14 protein-coding genes are annotated in these 14656 nt (G+C 71.3%); 10 read left to right on the top strand and 4 right to left on the bottom strand.

What is annotated here, in order from left to right; translation table 11 throughout:
- Window positions 1-311: 311 nt before the first annotated feature.
- From ACFZBT_RS20130 to ACFZBT_RS20140, 3 genes are all read left to right on the top strand, one after another.
- A complete protein-coding gene (locus tag ACFZBT_RS20130; protein ID WP_391105211.1) occupies window positions 312-2066 on the top strand; it encodes a lytic murein transglycosylase in 1755 nt (584 codons plus the stop codon).
- A gap of 139 nt (window positions 2067-2205) precedes the next feature.
- Window positions 2206-2340 carry an SPW_0924 family protein gene (locus tag ACFZBT_RS20135; protein WP_391105213.1) on the top strand — a complete coding sequence of 45 codons (135 nt, stop codon included), beginning with the start codon at window positions 2206-2208 and terminating at the stop codon, window positions 2338-2340.
- 25 nt (window positions 2341-2365) lie between these two features.
- Entirely contained in the window at window positions 2366-3358 is a 993-nt protein-coding gene (locus ACFZBT_RS20140; protein ID WP_391105215.1) for a porin PorA family protein, read from the top strand.
- Here ACFZBT_RS20140 and hrpB read toward each other — a convergent pair.
- Together hrpB and ACFZBT_RS20150 are read right to left on the bottom strand one after the other, a co-directional pair.
- A complete protein-coding gene (hrpB, locus tag ACFZBT_RS20145; RefSeq protein ID WP_391105217.1) occupies window positions 3348-5903 on the bottom strand; it encodes an ATP-dependent helicase HrpB in 2556 nt (851 codons plus the stop codon). The two genes, ACFZBT_RS20140 and hrpB, sit on opposite strands and share 11 nt — an antisense overlap.
- A gap of 4 nt (window positions 5904-5907) precedes the next feature.
- The gene (locus ACFZBT_RS20150; protein ID WP_391105219.1) at window positions 5908-6774 is read right to left on the bottom strand and encodes a methyltransferase domain-containing protein; all 867 of its coding nucleotides are present in this window, start codon (window positions 6772-6774) and stop codon (window positions 5908-5910) included.
- 358 nt (window positions 6775-7132) lie between these two features.
- Between ACFZBT_RS20150 and rpsA the strand changes: the two genes are divergently transcribed.
- The 4 genes from rpsA (at window position 7133) to ACFZBT_RS20170 (ending at window position 10992) form a co-directional block, all read left to right on the top strand.
- Window positions 7133-8632 carry a 30S ribosomal protein S1 gene (gene rpsA / locus ACFZBT_RS20155; protein ID WP_391105221.1) on the top strand — a complete coding sequence of 500 codons (1500 nt, stop codon included), beginning with the start codon at window positions 7133-7135 and terminating at the stop codon, window positions 8630-8632.
- 248 nt (window positions 8633-8880) lie between these two features.
- Window positions 8881-9819, top strand: a complete 939-nt coding sequence (locus ACFZBT_RS20160) for a PAC2 family protein (protein ID WP_391105223.1) — start codon at window positions 8881-8883, stop codon at window positions 9817-9819.
- Between the two features lie 103 nt (window positions 9820-9922).
- Window positions 9923-10561: a dephospho-CoA kinase gene (gene coaE, locus ACFZBT_RS20165; RefSeq protein ID WP_391105225.1), complete on the top strand. Its 639-nt coding sequence runs from the start codon at window positions 9923-9925 to the stop codon at window positions 10559-10561.
- 50 nt (window positions 10562-10611) lie between these two features.
- Window positions 10612-10992, top strand: coding sequence for a tetratricopeptide repeat protein (locus tag ACFZBT_RS20170; protein ID WP_391105227.1), 381 nt, complete (start codon window positions 10612-10614; stop codon window positions 10990-10992).
- A 28-nt stretch (window positions 10993-11020) separates the two neighbouring features.
- Here ACFZBT_RS20170 and ACFZBT_RS20175 read toward each other — a convergent pair whose 3' ends face one another.
- Window positions 11021-11284 carry a DUF6343 family protein gene (locus ACFZBT_RS20175; protein ID WP_391105229.1) on the bottom strand — a complete coding sequence of 88 codons (264 nt, stop codon included), beginning with the start codon at window positions 11282-11284 and terminating at the stop codon, window positions 11021-11023.
- Between the two features lie 185 nt (window positions 11285-11469).
- Here ACFZBT_RS20175 and ACFZBT_RS20180 point away from each other — a divergent pair, with 185 nt between their 5' ends.
- The 3 genes from ACFZBT_RS20180 to ACFZBT_RS20190 all read left to right on the top strand — a co-directional run bounded on the left by ACFZBT_RS20180 (window position 11470) and on the right by ACFZBT_RS20190 (window position 13817).
- Window positions 11470-12150 carry a methyltransferase domain-containing protein gene (locus ACFZBT_RS20180; protein ID WP_391105231.1) on the top strand — a complete coding sequence of 227 codons (681 nt, stop codon included), beginning with the start codon at window positions 11470-11472 and terminating at the stop codon, window positions 12148-12150.
- A complete protein-coding gene (locus tag ACFZBT_RS20185; protein WP_391105233.1) occupies window positions 12102-13220 on the top strand; it encodes a protein kinase family protein in 1119 nt (372 codons plus the stop codon). Before ACFZBT_RS20180 ends, ACFZBT_RS20185 begins: the two co-directional genes overlap by 49 nt.
- A gap of 135 nt (window positions 13221-13355) precedes the next feature.
- Window positions 13356-13817: a DoxX family protein gene (locus tag ACFZBT_RS20190; RefSeq protein ID WP_391105235.1), complete on the top strand. Its 462-nt coding sequence runs from the start codon at window positions 13356-13358 to the stop codon at window positions 13815-13817.
- Window positions 13818-13998: 181 nt separating this feature from the next.
- On the opposite strand, the gene ACFZBT_RS20195 is transcribed toward ACFZBT_RS20190, so the two are convergent.
- On the bottom strand, window positions 13999-14550 hold the full coding sequence (locus ACFZBT_RS20195; RefSeq protein ID WP_391105237.1) for a S4 domain-containing protein: 552 nt from the start codon (window positions 14548-14550) through the stop codon (window positions 13999-14001).
- Window positions 14551-14656: the final 106 nt, after the last annotated feature.

Raw genomic sequence — 14656 nt, forward strand, 5'->3', positions numbered from 1 at the left:
TGCGGGAGGATCGGACGGCCCAGTATGCGGGAAGCCGAACACCGGACGCCCGCCCTGCTCGCCACATGACCAACCGGTGAAAACCGGGCACGAACGGGTGCCCGAGCAAAGGAAGTTGCCGTAGGGTCGCCAGGGTCACCGTGCCGGGGGCGACAGACAGGCCCCTCGAGGGCAACCACACGGGCCGGTCGATCGTCACAACAGTGCGAACGCAACAGAAGAGCGCGAACGCAACAGAAGAGCGCGAACGCAACAGAAGTGCGCGACAGACAGAGACGGGCGCTGCGGCGTCCACGGGAGGGGTTCACTCTATGGCGGCGCAATTCGGCAGGAGGCTGCGCAAGGGGGCGGCAACCACCGCCGTGGCCGCGGTAGCGGTCGCGGCACTGTCCGCCTCCCAGGCTCCGGGCGTGAACGACCACGGCAGACAGACCGCGGCGGACGCCACGCCCTCACCCGACGCGAGTGCCTCCGACGGCAGCGCCACCGGCAACTCGCCGTACTACACGGACCTGCCGCCGCTCAAGAGCCCGAACCCGTCCCCGAGCACCGGCACCGGCCCCGCTGCCCCCGGCACCAGCGAGGCCGGCATCCCCGCGACCGTCCTCGACGCCTACAAGAAGGCCGAGACCGCCCTGAACGAGGCCAAGCCGGGCTGCAACCTGCCCTGGCAACTCCTCGCCGCCATCGGCAAGGTGGAGTCGGGCCAGGCCCGCGGCGGCCGCGTCGCCGCCGACGGCACGACGATCTCGCCCATCCTCGGCCCGCAGCTCGACGGCAACGGCTTCGCCCTCATCCGGGACACCGACGACGGCGCCTACGACGGCAACAGCTCCTACGACCAGGCCGTCGGCCCCATGCAGTTCATCCCGTCCACCTGGAAGTGGGCCGGCCGCGACGGCAACGCCGACGGCAAGAAGGACCCCAACAACATCTACGACGCGGCGCTCGCCGCGGGGCACTACCTGTGCCGCTTCGACTGGGACCTGTCCGACCAGGACGACCTCGACCGCGCGATCCTCAGCTACAACAACTCGCGGGAGTACCTGAACCTGGTCATGCGCTGGGTGGAGTACTACCGCAAGGGCACGCACGAGATCCCCGACGGCACCGGCACACTGCCCGGCAACCGCAGCGACGACGGAGCCGGCGCGAGCCCCTCGCCCTCCACGCCGAACACCCCCTCCACACCGAACACGCCGACCACGCCGGCTCCGGGCGGCTCGAAGCCCAAGCCCCCCAAGCCCGAGAAGCCCGGCGGCGGCCCGACGACCCCGAAGCCGCCCACCGACCCCGGCAGCAGCACCCCGACCCCGCCGCCCTCGACGCCTCCCACGAACACCGACACGGTGGACCACCTGGAGGACGCCGGAACCGCGAAGCTCACCGCCATGGCCGGCGACGCGTTCACCAAGCGGATCAGCACCCGCGCCGAGACGAAGGCCGGCAAGGCCGTCGCCAAGGTCAGGGTCCGCTTCACGATCATCGGGGACACGGACACCACCTTCACCGGCGGTGAGAACGTGGCCACGGTCGCCACCAACAGCTCCGGCGTCGCCGTCGCTCCCGCTCTCCACGCGGGGGAGAAGTCGGGTGAGGTCACCGTCCGCGCCACCGTCGTGGGCCGCACGGTCGCCGGCCTCGACTACACGGCCACCGTCACCGAGCGCGCCGCCGACGCCCTGGCCCGCACCGGTGACGCCGCGCTGACCTGCGCCCCGGGCGGCGAGTTCGCCGACCAGGTCGAGGTGAAGGCCACGTACAAGGGTGCCGTCGCCGACGGCGTCGCGGCCACCGCCACGCTGGTCAAGTCGGCGGACGACCCGGCCGCCACCGACAAGGGCCCCTACTTCAAGGACGCCGACGGCAAGGCCGTCCGCACCCTGAAGGCGCTGAAGACGGACGCGAAGGGCCTGCTGAAGCTGCCGAAGTTGTACGCGGACGACACCACCGGCACGTTCCTGCTGCGCATCACGACCACGGGCGGAGCGACCCTCACCGTCGAACTGACCGTGGCGGCGGCCGAGACGTCCTCGCCGAGCCCGTCCACGAGCCCCGGCGCGTAGTTCTCAGGTAGTACGGACGACGCCCCTCTTACAGGAGGGGCGTCGTTGTGTGTGCAACGTGTTCTCATCTCCGCCGCGCGTTGCTACGGTGCGGACAAACCTGACGGTGTATCAGCTCAACCGTGGGGAGGCTCTCCGTATGCGCACCCTCGTCGCCGTCGCCACCGGTCTCGCCGTCGCGTTCGCCGTGGTCCTGACACTGACCGCCCTCGGCTCTCCCTCGGGCGGGACGTCCCCGAAGCCGCTGCTGACGACGGTGCCCGCACACCCCTGACCGCCCGCCCGGGACGGAGGCCGAGATGCGTCGCAAGGCCGCTCTGATCCTGCTCGCCCTCGCCGTGTTCTGCACGGCACTGTCCCCGCTGCTGCGCTGGTACGCCTTCCCGCGCCTGGCCAAGGTCCCCGCGAACCAGTACCAGGACATGGTCCTGGAGGCCCGCGACGCCACCCTCCTGGACTACGGCACCATGCGGGCGAAGAAGGTCCCCAAGGTCACCATCGTGCAGACCCTCAAGGGCAACGTGGAGGCCTCCGAGCGGATCGAGGAGTCGGCGGGCCGGGACGTCGTCGTCTGGGACGGCCTGTCCTACGTCGTCGGCCCCGACGGCGAGATGGTGTCCAAGATCCCCGAGCGCTACATCTTCGACGCCCACACCCAGGAACCCGTCCACGCCACCGGCGAGTCGGTCGACGGCGACCCGGTGCGCCGCGAGGGCATCGAGTTCAAATGGCCCTTCCTCACGGAGAAACGGGCCTATCAGTACTTCGACGCCCAGGCCCGCGTCACCGCCCCCATCCACTACCAGGACACCCGCACCTTCCGCGGCCTGGAGGTCTACTACTTCGAGCAGACCATCCCCTGGACCAAGGTGAAGATCCCCAAGACACTGCCCGTGAAGGGCCTCACCCCCGAGTCGGTCGCCCAGACCGGCACGACCCGCTGGTACACCACGGTCCGCAAGTTCTGGGTCGAGCCCCTCACCGGCGCCCCCGTCTACGGCGAGGAGATCCACAAGGAGGAACTGCGCGGCGGCGCCCTCCTCGGCGACCGCGACAAGGTCACCGCGTTCGCCGGCCACGTGAAGATGCGCGAGGACTACATCGCGCACACGGTCGACCTGGTGAAGTCCCAGCGCCTGCTCATCCTGCTGATGACGTCCTACCTGCCGTGGGGCTTCCTCACCCTCGGAGTCCTCCTGCTGGCCCTGGCGCTGTATCTGGAGGCCCGCGGCCGCCGCCCCTCCGGCCCGGCGCCGAAAGCGGCGGAGGAGCCGTCGCAGGTCAGCGCCTGAGCCGGGCGTTGGTGTGCCGGGTCGGCTCGGCACCCGCCGGGTCCTCGGGCCACGGATGCTTCGGATACCGCCCGCGCAGCTCCGCCCGTACGCTCTTGTAGCCGTCCCGCCAGAACGAGGCGAGGTCGGCGGTGACGGCGGCCGGCCGTCCCGCCGGGGACAGCAGATGCACGAGCAGCGGCACCCCGGCGACCCGGGGCGACTCCCGCAGCCCGAACATCTCCTGCAACTTCACCGCGAGGACGGGCTGCTCGGGCCGGGAGTAGTCGACGCGGATCCTCGACCCGCTCGGCACGGCCACCCGCTCCGGGGCGAGCTCGTCGAGCCGCCCGGCCTCCCCGGAGGCCCAGGGCAGCAGCCGGGCGAGCGCCTGACCGGCGTCGATCCGTCCCAGATCGGCCCGCCGCCGTGCCCGGCTCAGCTCGGGCTCCAGCCACTCCGCCACGCGCGCGTGGAGCGCGTCGTCGCCGACATCGGGCCAGGGCTCACCGAGGTGCAGCCGCAGAAAGGCGAGCCGCTCCCGAAGGACCTCGGCATCCGCCGACCACCGCAGCAGCCCGAGCCCCTCCCGTCGCAGCCCGTCCAGCAGCGCGCCCCGTACGAGCCCGGGATCGGCGTCCTTCAGCGACCGCACCGCCAACTCAACGGCACCCAGCCGCTCCACCCGCCGCGCCACCACGTCCCCGCCGTCCCAGCGCACCTCGTCCCGCTCGTCCAGCAGCGCCCCCGCCGCGAGCCGGGCGATCCCCTCGTCGACCACCGCCCCCGACCGCACGCGCGCGTGCCCCTTGCCGACGGGCCGGTCCGCCACGGCGACGGCGACCCAGTCCGCCCCGCGCAGCGCGCTGCCCTCGCTCATCTCGGCCCGGGTCCCGGACACCATGAGGCACGACCCGCTGTCGGCCCTGGCGACGCGCTCGGGAAAGGCGAGCGCGGCGACGAGCCCGACCTGCCGGTCCTCCGAGGCATCCGCCCACGCCTGAACCTCGGCTTCCGCCATGGGAGGGCAGTTACGGGTGGGTGTGTGGGAAACACCGGTGACTACGGCCCGCAGCCGCCGAACTTCGCCACGCCACCGCGAGGCATGGGCGTCACCCCCACGCCGAGCCCGACGCAGCGCACCCGCCAGATCATCGCCGTACTCCCGCGGCGCCTCCTCACTCAGCAGGGCGACCACCTCCGAAGCCCGATCGACCCCCACGAACGGCACGGAGTCGAGCAACGCACGCCCCAGCCGCGGATGCAGCCCCAGCCGCGACAGGGCGACTCCCCGCTCAGTCGCCCGCCCGACGGAGTCGACCGCCCCGACAACGCCCAGCACATCCCGAGCCGCCGCCATACCCCCGGAGGGCGGCGCGTCCAGCAACGCCAGCCCCGACGCCTCAGGATCCCCCCAGCACGCCACCTGCAGCGCGAACGCCGTCAGGTCGGCCACCTTGATCTCCGGCGAGGGAAAACGCGGCAGCCGCGCGTCCTCGGCCTCCGTCCAGCAGCGGTACACCACCCCCGGCGCCTCACGCCCGGCCCGCCCCGCCCGCTGCCGCCCGGCCGCCTGTGACGCCCGTACCGTCGTCAGCGCGCTCAGCCCGCGCGCGTGGTCGACCCGCGGCTCGCGCGCCAGCCCCGAGTCCACGACGACCCGCACACCCGGCACCGTCAACGAGGACTCCGCCACGGACGTGGCCAGCACCACCCGCCGCCGGTCACCGGGGGCGAGCACCGCGTCCTGCACGGCGGCCGGCGCCCGCCCGTGCACCTGCGTCACATCGACGTCCCCGGAGCCCGCGAGATCCCCCAGCTGCCCGGCGACCCGGGCGATCTCGCCCACGCCCGGCAGAAAACACAGCACGTCCCCGTCCCGCTCGGCCAGCGCCCGCCGCACCACCGACGCCACATGCGTCAGCAGCGCCGGATCGACACGCATCCCGTGCGGCGGACGTACGGGCCGCGCCGGAGGCGCCCACACCACCTCCACCGGATACGCCGCGCCCCGGGCCTCCACCACGGGCGCCCCGCCCAGCAACTCCGCCCAACCCCGCGCGTCGGTCGTCGCCGAAGCGGCCACCAGCCGCAGTTCGGGCCGCAGGGTCTGCCGCACGTCCCACAGGAACGCCGCCGCCGTGTCCGCGTCCAGATGACGCTCGTGGCACTCGTCCAACACCACCACGTCGACACCGGTCAGCTCCTGGTCCCGCTGCAACCGCTGCACCAGCACACCGGTCGTGACGACCTCCACGCGCGTGTGCCGCCCGACGACCCGCTCCCCGCGCACGGTGTAGCCGACGCTCCCGCCGGGCTTCTCGCCCAGCAGCCAGGCCATCCGCCGCGCCGCCGCCCGGGCCGCGATCCGCCGCGGCTCGGCCACGACCACCCGCCGCTCGGGGTCCTCACCGAGCAGCCCCGCGAGGGCCAGCGGCACCAGGGTCGTCTTGCCGGTGCCGGGCGGCGCCACGAGGACGGCGGTCCCGTGCCCCTCCAGAGCCTCGTCCAGGGCGGGCAGGGCACCACGTACGGGCAGGGCGTCCAGGGCGTCGTAGCGGATCACGCGCTCAGTCCCTCCCCCAGCCTCCGGCCGGGGGTGCCCCCATCTCGCTTCGCTCGCAGACGAAGACGGCCGTCCCGGGAATCAGGTTCCCGCGCAGGGGCGACCAGCCGCCCCACTCGGAGGTGTTCCAGGCCGGCCACTCCGGCTCCACCAGGTCCACCAGGCGCAAGCCCGACGCCACGACGTCCCGGACCCGGTCGCCGAGGGTCCGGTGGTGCTCGACGTACACCGCGCGGCCCTCCTCGTCCTGTTCCACATAGGGCGTGCGGTCGAAGTACGAACCCGACACCGACAGCCCCTCCGGACCCGGCTCGTCCGGGAAGGCCCAGCGGATCGGATGCGTCACCGAGAAGACGAGCCGGCCCCCGGGCCGCAGCACCCGGCGCACCTCCCGCAGGACCAGGCGCGGGTCCGCTACGAAGGGCAGCGCCCCGTACGCCGAGCAGACGAGGTCGAACGAGCCGTCCGCGAACGGCAGCGCACCGGCGTCGGCGCACACCAGTGGGAACGGTCCGCCGATGCGCAGCGCGTGCTGCAGCTGCCGGTGCGAGATGTCCAGGGCGACGGGCCGGGCACCCTGGCCGGCCAGCCAGCGCGAGCACTGGGCCGCGCCCGCGCCGATCTCCAGGACGTCCTTGCCCTTGAGCTCCTCCGGCGGGCCGAGCAGCTCGGCCTCCACCTCGTCGAGGCCCTCGGGCCCCCACACGAAACGGTCGTCGCCGAGGAACGTGCCGTGCTCGACCTGGTACTCGTCCGCGTTCCGGTCCCACCAGCCACGATTGGCGCGGGAGCTCTCCGTGACCCCGGCGGCACGCCGGGTCGCCTCGGGTTCGGACGCTTCGAACTCTTGGATGATCGGCTCCCTCGTCATACTCTTCCGTCCAGCCTGTTCCGGTGGTGGCGTGCAAGGCGTCGCGAAGGGCGCCGCACGGCGCGCGTGGCCTCGGATGACAGGACTTGTGCCGGTTATGCGGCGATCTGCCCCCGGTGGGCGGCTTCGCGCATTGACCCTGCCCGGCTGCCCCCGTATGCTACAAGTTGCGCTGCGGGCCTGCGCACCTCAGACGTAGCAGGCTGCGCTCGCATCTGTATGTATGTCCCCTCGGTTGTCGAGGCGCCACCAGTTGTTCGTGTGGCGCTTCCTAGGCTGTCCGGCTTCTGCAGAGCGAAACGGGCTCCGGCGTAGCAGTACCTACGACTTCAATGTCCGTACCGGAGCCCTTTCCCACATGACGAGCAGCACCGAGACCACCGCAACGACCCCGCAGGTTGCGGTCAACGACATCGGTAACGAGGAAGCCTTCCTCGCCGCGATCGACGAGACGATCAAGTACTTCAACGACGGCGACATCGTCGACGGCGTCATCGTGAAGGTCGACCGGGACGAGGTCCTGCTCGACATCGGTTACAAGACCGAAGGTGTCATCCCGAGCCGCGAGCTCTCGATCAAGCACGACGTCGACCCCAACGAGGTCGTCGCCGTCGGTGACGAGATCGAAGCCCTTGTTCTCCAGAAGGAGGACAAGGAAGGCCGCCTGATCCTCTCGAAGAAGCGCGCCCAGTACGAGCGTGCCTGGGGCACCATCGAGAAGATCAAGGAAGAGGACGGCATCGTCACCGGTACCGTCATCGAGGTCGTCAAGGGTGGTCTCATCCTCGACATCGGCCTCCGTGGCTTCCTGCCGGCCTCCCTCGTGGAGATGCGCCGCGTCCGCGACCTCCAGCCCTACGTGGGCAAGGAGCTCGAGGCGAAGATCATCGAGCTGGACAAGAACCGCAACAACGTGGTCCTGTCCCGCCGTGCCTGGCTGGAGCAGACCCAGTCCGAGGTCCGCCAGACGTTCCTCACGACTCTCCAGAAGGGTCAGGTCCGTTCCGGCGTCGTCTCCTCGATCGTCAACTTCGGTGCCTTCGTGGACCTGGGTGGCGTCGACGGTCTGGTCCACGTCTCCGAGCTGTCCTGGAAGCACATCGACCACCCCTCCGAGGTTGTCGAGGTCGGCCAGGAGGTCACCGTCGAGGTCCTCGACGTCGACATGGACCGCGAGCGTGTCTCCCTGTCGCTGAAGGCGACGCAGGAAGACCCGTGGCAGCAGTTCGCCCGCACCCACCAGATCGGCCAGGTCGTGCCCGGCAAGGTCACGAAGCTGGTTCCGTTCGGTGCGTTCGTCCGCGTGGACGAGGGCATCGAGGGTCTGGTCCACATCTCCGAGCTGGCCGAGCGCCACGTGGAGATCCCGGAGCAGGTCGTCCAGGTCAACGACGAGATCTTCGTCAAGGTCATCGACATCGACCTCGAGCGTCGTCGCATCAGCCTCTCGCTGAAGCAGGCCAACGAGGCCTTCGGTGCCGACCCGGCCACGGTCGAGTTCGACCCGACCCTGTACGGCATGGCCGCGTCCTACGACGACCAGGGCAACTACATCTACCCCGAGGGCTTCGACCCCGAGACCAACGACTGGCTCGAGGGCTACGAGGCCCAGCGCGAGGCTTGGGAGGGCCAGTACGCCGAGGCGCAGCAGCGCTTCGAGCAGCACCAGGCCCAGGTCATCAAGTCCCGCGAGGCCGACGCCGCTGCCGCGGCCGAGGGCGGCGACACCGCGAGTGCGGCTCCGGCCGCGAGCGGTGGCGGTTCGTACTCCTCCGAGGGCCCGGACAACTCCGGTGCGCTGGCCTCGGACGAGGCGCTGGCCGCGCTGCGCGAGAAGCTGGCCGGTGGGCAGAGCTGAACGCCCACTGAGCTGTAGCTCCTGACTGAGGGGCCGTACCTTCCGAGGTGCGGCCCCTCAGCGTTTCCGGGTCGTCCTGGTTTCCGGGTCGTCCTTCGGGTGCGGGCCGGTGGGGGCTTGTCGCGCGGTTCCCCGCGCCCCTCAGGAAGGGCGTCGACCCGGCTGCCAAGATCAATGTTCCCCTCCTCCGGGAATGCCCACGGCCGTAAGGGCGTTGTGGCGTATGAACACGAGGAGGAGCGGTCACTGTGCTTGATCCGCAGGGTTTGTACGCATGGGAGCCGAAGGGGCTGGCTGTCGTCGACATGGCGCTCGCCCAGGAGTCGGCCGGTCTTGTCATGCTCTACCACTTCGACGGATACATCGACGCGGGGGAGGCGGGCGACCAGATCGTCGAGCGGGTGCTCGACTCGCTGCCCCACCAGGTCGTGGCCCGCTTCGACCACGACCGGCTCGTGGACTACCGGGCCCGCCGCCCGCTGCTGACCTTCAAGCGTGACCGCTGGAGCGACTACGAGGACCCCGCCATCGAGGTGCGGCTCGTGCAGGACGCCACCGGAGCGCCCTTCCTGCTGCTGTCCGGCCCCGAGCCGGATGTGGAGTGGGAGCGCTTCGCCGCGGCGGTGAAGCAGATCGTGGAGAGGCTCGGCGTCCGCCTGTCCGTGAACTTCCACGGCATCCCCATGGGCGTCCCGCACACCCGACCCGTCGGCCTCACCCCGCACGGCAACCGCACCGACCTGGTCCCGGGCCATCGCAGCCCGTTCGAGGAGGCGCAGGTGCCCGGCAGTGCCGAGTCCCTCATCGAGTACCGGCTGCTCCAGGCCGGGCACGACATCCTCGGTGTCGCCGCCCATGTCCCGCACTACATCGCCCGCTCCCCGTATCCGGACGCGGCCCTGACGGTCCTGGAGGCCATCACGGCGGCGACCGGGCTGGTGCTGCCCGGTATCGCTCACGCCCTGCGCACCGACGCCCACCGCACCCAGACGGAGATCGACCGGCAGATCCGCGAGGGCGACGACGACCTCACGGCGCTCATCGAGGGCCTTGAGCACCAGTACGACGCCGTCGCGGGCGCCGAGACCCGCGGCAACATGCTCGCCGAGCCGGTGGACATCCCGTCGGCCGACGAGATCGGCAAGGAGTTCGAAAAGTTCCTGGCGGAACGAGAAGGCGACAACTGACCAGGGCGAGTGCGCCCCGAAAGGGACGCGGGGAACCGCGCGACAAGCCCCCACCGTCCCGCACCGTCCGTACGGCCCGAGCGGACCGTCTAGGCTGCGGGGCATGCTGAAGGTGGGCCTGACCGGCGGCATCGGTGCCGGCAAGAGTGAGGTGTCACGGCTGCTCGTCGAGTGCGGGGCCGTGCTGATCGACGCGGACCGCATCGCGCGGGAGGTCGTCGCACCGGGGACCCCGGGTCTCGCCGCGGTCGTGGAGGCCTTCGGCGAGCAGGTGCTCGCCCCCGACGGCGGCCTCGACCGACCCAAGCTCGGCTCCATCGTCTTCGCCGACGCGGCGAAACTCGCCACCCTCAACTCGATCGTGCACCCGCTGGTGGGCGCCCGCTCCCGCGAGCTGGAGGAGGCCGCCGCCGAGGACGCGGTCGTCGTCCACGACGTCCCGCTCCTCACGGAGAACGGCCTCGCCCCGCTGTACGACCTCGTCATCGTCGTCGACGCGGCCCCCGAGACCCAACTCGACCGGCTCGTACGGCTGCGCGGCATGACCGAGGCGGACGCACACGCGCGGATGGCCGCACAGGCGACGCGCGAGCAGCGCAGGAAGATCGCGGACATCGTCGTCGACAACGACGTTCCGCTGGAGGAACTGCGGCGCCGCGTGAAGGACGTGTGGGCCGAGCTGACGCGCAGGTCCCACGCGTCCCGGCCGGGCCCTCAGGACCGGCCCGCCACTCAGGAATAGCGGCACCCCGAGGGGGCGTTGAACTCTTCCAGTGAGGGAAGGACTCTGCCGTGCCCGAGACCAGCGGTTCCACCGGACGTACCCCGGAGACGCACGTCATCGACTTCCGCGCCGCCGAGCAACTGCTCGCCGCGCGGGATCCGCGGGGCGCGGTGAAGCTGCTCGACGGAGTCATCGCCGCGCACCCGGAGAACACCGCCGCGCGACTGCTGCGCGCGCGTGCCTTCTTCGCGGCGGCGCAGCTGCGGCCGGCCGAGCTCGAGTTCTCGATCGTCCTGGAGCGTGAGCCGGACAACGCGTTCGCGCACTTCGCGCTCGCCCGCACCTATGAGCGGCAGAACCGCCCTGAACAGGCGAAACGCCATTTCCGTCTGGCGGCAGCGCTGGACCCGAACCCGCAGTTCCAGAAGGCCGCGCGCTTCGACTCGTGAGCGGCAGTCCCCGCGCGCCTCGGCTGCCTCAGGGGTGGTCCTCGGGTGGCCGGTAGGGCGGGATGTCGGGACCCGGCTGCCAGTGCGGGCCCTGGCGGATGTGCCTGAGGACGACGGCCAGGTCGATCGTGACGACCAGCAGCAGTACACCGCAGCCGATGGCCCAGCCGGGCCGCCCGGCGAGCGTGAACGCGACCGTCCCGAAGAGCGCCCAGACCAGCCCCCACACACTCAGCCAGAAGCGCGCCCGCAGGGCACTGCGCGCGGTCGTCGGTTCACTGCCTGTACGCATCGCGATCTCCACTCCCTGCTTGCAACGTACTCCCCGCCGCGGATGCGGACCACCAGGGGCGCCGGAACCGGCACGCGCCGAAGCCGGGCCCCGCGCGGAACGACGGTTCACTCGGTCGGGTGAAGGCGGGCCGGGAGAGGAACTGGCGTGCGGGCGTGGTCCGTTGGACCGGCATGGAGATCAAAATGCGTGAGGGGTACGAGGGGACGGGACCCGGGGCCATCACCCCGGACGGCTGCGCGGTGGAGCTCTACTCGCGACTGCCCGTCGGGGACGAGCCGGACATCATCGCCGCGGCGGTGCCCAAGGGCGCGCGCGTTCTGGAGCTGGGCAGTGGGGTCGGTCGCATGACCCATGCCCTGCTGGAGCGCGGTTTCACGGTCACGGCGGTGGACGAGTCCGCCGAGATGCTGGAGCGCGTGCGCGGGGCGCGGACGATATGCGGCCCCATCGAGGATCTGGACCTGGGCGAGACCTTCGACGTGGTGCTGCTCGCGTCGTTCCTCGTGCACGCGGGGGACGTGGAGGTGCGGCGGGGCCTGCTGCGCACCTGCGTACGCCATGTCGCGCAGGATGGCAGCGTGCTGATCCAGCGGGAGGGTGCGGACTACCACACCAACCTGCCGCGCGAGCGTGTGGACCCCAGCGGCTTCACCGTGCGGATCGTGTCGGCGGAGCCGGTCGGCGACGGGGTCAACTCGGTGCGCGCGGAGTACGAGTTCCCTGACGCGGTCTGGACACAGACGTTCCGGGCACGACCGCTGACCGAGGAACAGTTCGAGGATGCGCTGGAGGAGGCGGGGCTGAAGGTGGACCGGTGTCTGACGGACGATGGGACATGGGTGAGGGCGGTGCGGGCATCCTAGGCGCCGGGGTGCGGGAGACGGCGAACGGGGCGGAGACGGCCGGGCGTCTGGCTGGCTACGACACGGTCTCGACGTCCCTCGCACTGTGCGGGGACGCCGAACTGCGCCGACTGGTCGACACGGCCACGCCGCTGGGCACCGGCATCGGGGGAAAGTCGGCCCGGCTGGACGTGTCCGGGAGGCCGGTCTTCGTGAAGCGGGTGCCCCTGACGGACCTGGAGCGGCGCCCGGAACACATCCGCTCCACGGCCAACCTGTTCGGGCTGCCGATGGTCTGCCAGTACGGAGTCGGCGGGCCCGGGTTCGGGGCGTGGCGTGAGGTCGCGGCCCAGACCATGACCACGAACTGGGTGCTCTCCGGGCAGTTCCAGGGCTTTCCCCTGATGTACCACTGGCGCGTCCTGCCGGACGAGGAGCCCGGGCTGCCCGAGGAACTCGCCGATGTCGACAAGGTCGTGGACTATTGGGGAGGGAGTGCGGAGGTACGGCGGCGTGTCGAGGCCCTGGGGCAGTCCTCGGCGAGTGTCGCACTCTTCCTGGAGTACGTCCCACAGACGCTCCACGCATGGCTGACGGCGCAGGTGCGAGCCGGTGGCGAGGCGCTCGACCGGGCGTGTTCCCTGGTGGAGAGGGAGCTGCGGGCCGGCACGTCCTTCATGAGCAGTCGCGGGCTGCTCCACTTCGACGCCCACTTCGAGAACATCCTGACCGACGGCCGGCGGCTGTACTTCGCCGACTACGGCCTTGCCCTGTCCACCCGCTTCGACCTCTCGCGCGCCGGGGCCGACTTCTTTTACCGGCACCGCGCCTACGACCGTTGCTACACGGCCAGTTGGCTCGTGAACTGGCTGATCACCGCCCTCTACCCGGGCGACTGGGAGGAACGTGGGCGACTGATACAGGCATGGGCCGAAGGGCGACAGCCCACCGGTGCGCCACCGGGGGCGGCGGAGATACTCAGCCGCAACGCCCCGGTCGCGGCCGTGATGACGGACTTCTACCGCCGACTCCAGGGGGTGAGCAGGACGACGCCGTACCCGGGGGAGAGGCTCCGGCGGCTCTGCCCGTGACGGCGAGGCGGAGCGGGCCGCCAGGGGAAGACGAGCTGGAGGGACGGAAATTCGGCTGGACGGCGATGAGTTCGAGGGCGGGCGCCGGTCTACCTCTTCGACACCACCACGGACCGCTTCCCACAGGAGACCTTCATGTCCGAGACCACCGCTCCCGTCCCCGCCGCCTCCGCTCCTGCCGGCGTCGTCGTCGCCGAGTCGGCGACCGCTCGCGGGCGGCGCGCCCGGATCGCCCTGCGCGGTCTGCAGGTGCTGCTCGCCCTCTTCTACGCGATCCCGAGCGCCCTGCCCAAGCTGATCGCGCACCCGTCCGCCGCCGAGTCCTTCGAGAAGCTCGGCTGGGGCAGCGCGGGGATGTACATCATCGGGGTGCTCGAACTGGCCGGAGCGGTAGCCCTGTTGATCCCGGTGCTCCAGTCGGTGGCCGCGATGGCACTGAGCGCGTTGATGGTGGGTGCGTTCGTCGTGCAGATAGCCGTGTTCGACGGGCAGTACGCGGCGACTCCGCTCATCCTGATCGTGCCGCTCGCCCTCATAGCCTGGGCGCGGCGGGGGCACAACGCGGATCTGATGCGGCTGCTGCGGCGCCGGGCGTGACCGGGTGACACCGTGTCGCGTGCGATGCCGGCGGCGTCCGGGCGGGCCGAGGGGCTCGCCCCCGGGCGCTGCTCGCGCTGTCCCTCGGGAGCATGCCGCCCATCGGGGCTTGCCACAGGGGAGTTGGTCTGCCGGGGCAGGGTCCGTGTCCTTCAGGTCCCTGTCCGTCGCTACGGTCTGCTCACTGCGTGGGTCTGCCGACGTCCTTGGCGATGTCGCTGCCGAGACCGTCGCCGGCGCCAGGGGTCGGCAGTCCGCGCAGGCGTTCCATCTCGCGGCGGTCCCGCTTGGTCGGGCGGCCCGCGCCGCGGTCGCGGATGCCGGCCGGGGCGACGGCCTCGCGGGGCGGGGGCGGCGGGGAGTTGTCGATGTAGCACTGGGCGGCGACGGGGGCGCCGACCCGCTTGCGGATCAGTCGCGTGACGACGACGACTCGTTCCCGGCCGTCGTGCCGCAGGCGTACCTCGTCACCGACGCGTACGGCGTGGGCGGGTTTCACGCGGTCGCCGTTGACGCGGACGTGCCCGCCGCGGCAGGCGGTGGCTCCCATGGAACGGGTCTTGACGAGACGTACGGACCAGATCCAGCTGTCGACGCGGACGGTTTCGCCGCTCTGCGGCCCCGCCGCGTCGGCGGCGGCGATCGCCTCGGCGACCTTGGGGTCGAGGGCCTCCGGGTCGGGGGCCTTCGCCTCTCCGTCGCCGGAGTTGGTTGCCGTGCCTTGTGAAGCCATGTCCCCGACCTTAGTCCTCCGGGTGGTCCGATCGAGCGGGGAATCGCCCTCCGACCGCATCTACAAAACAAGTTTTGCAAAATGTCTTTTGCTTAATGGTCGTGGC

Source organism: Streptomyces sp. NPDC008137 (assembly GCF_042957035.1).
In the GTDB taxonomy this organism is placed as follows: domain Bacteria; phylum Actinomycetota; class Actinomycetes; order Streptomycetales; family Streptomycetaceae; genus Streptomyces.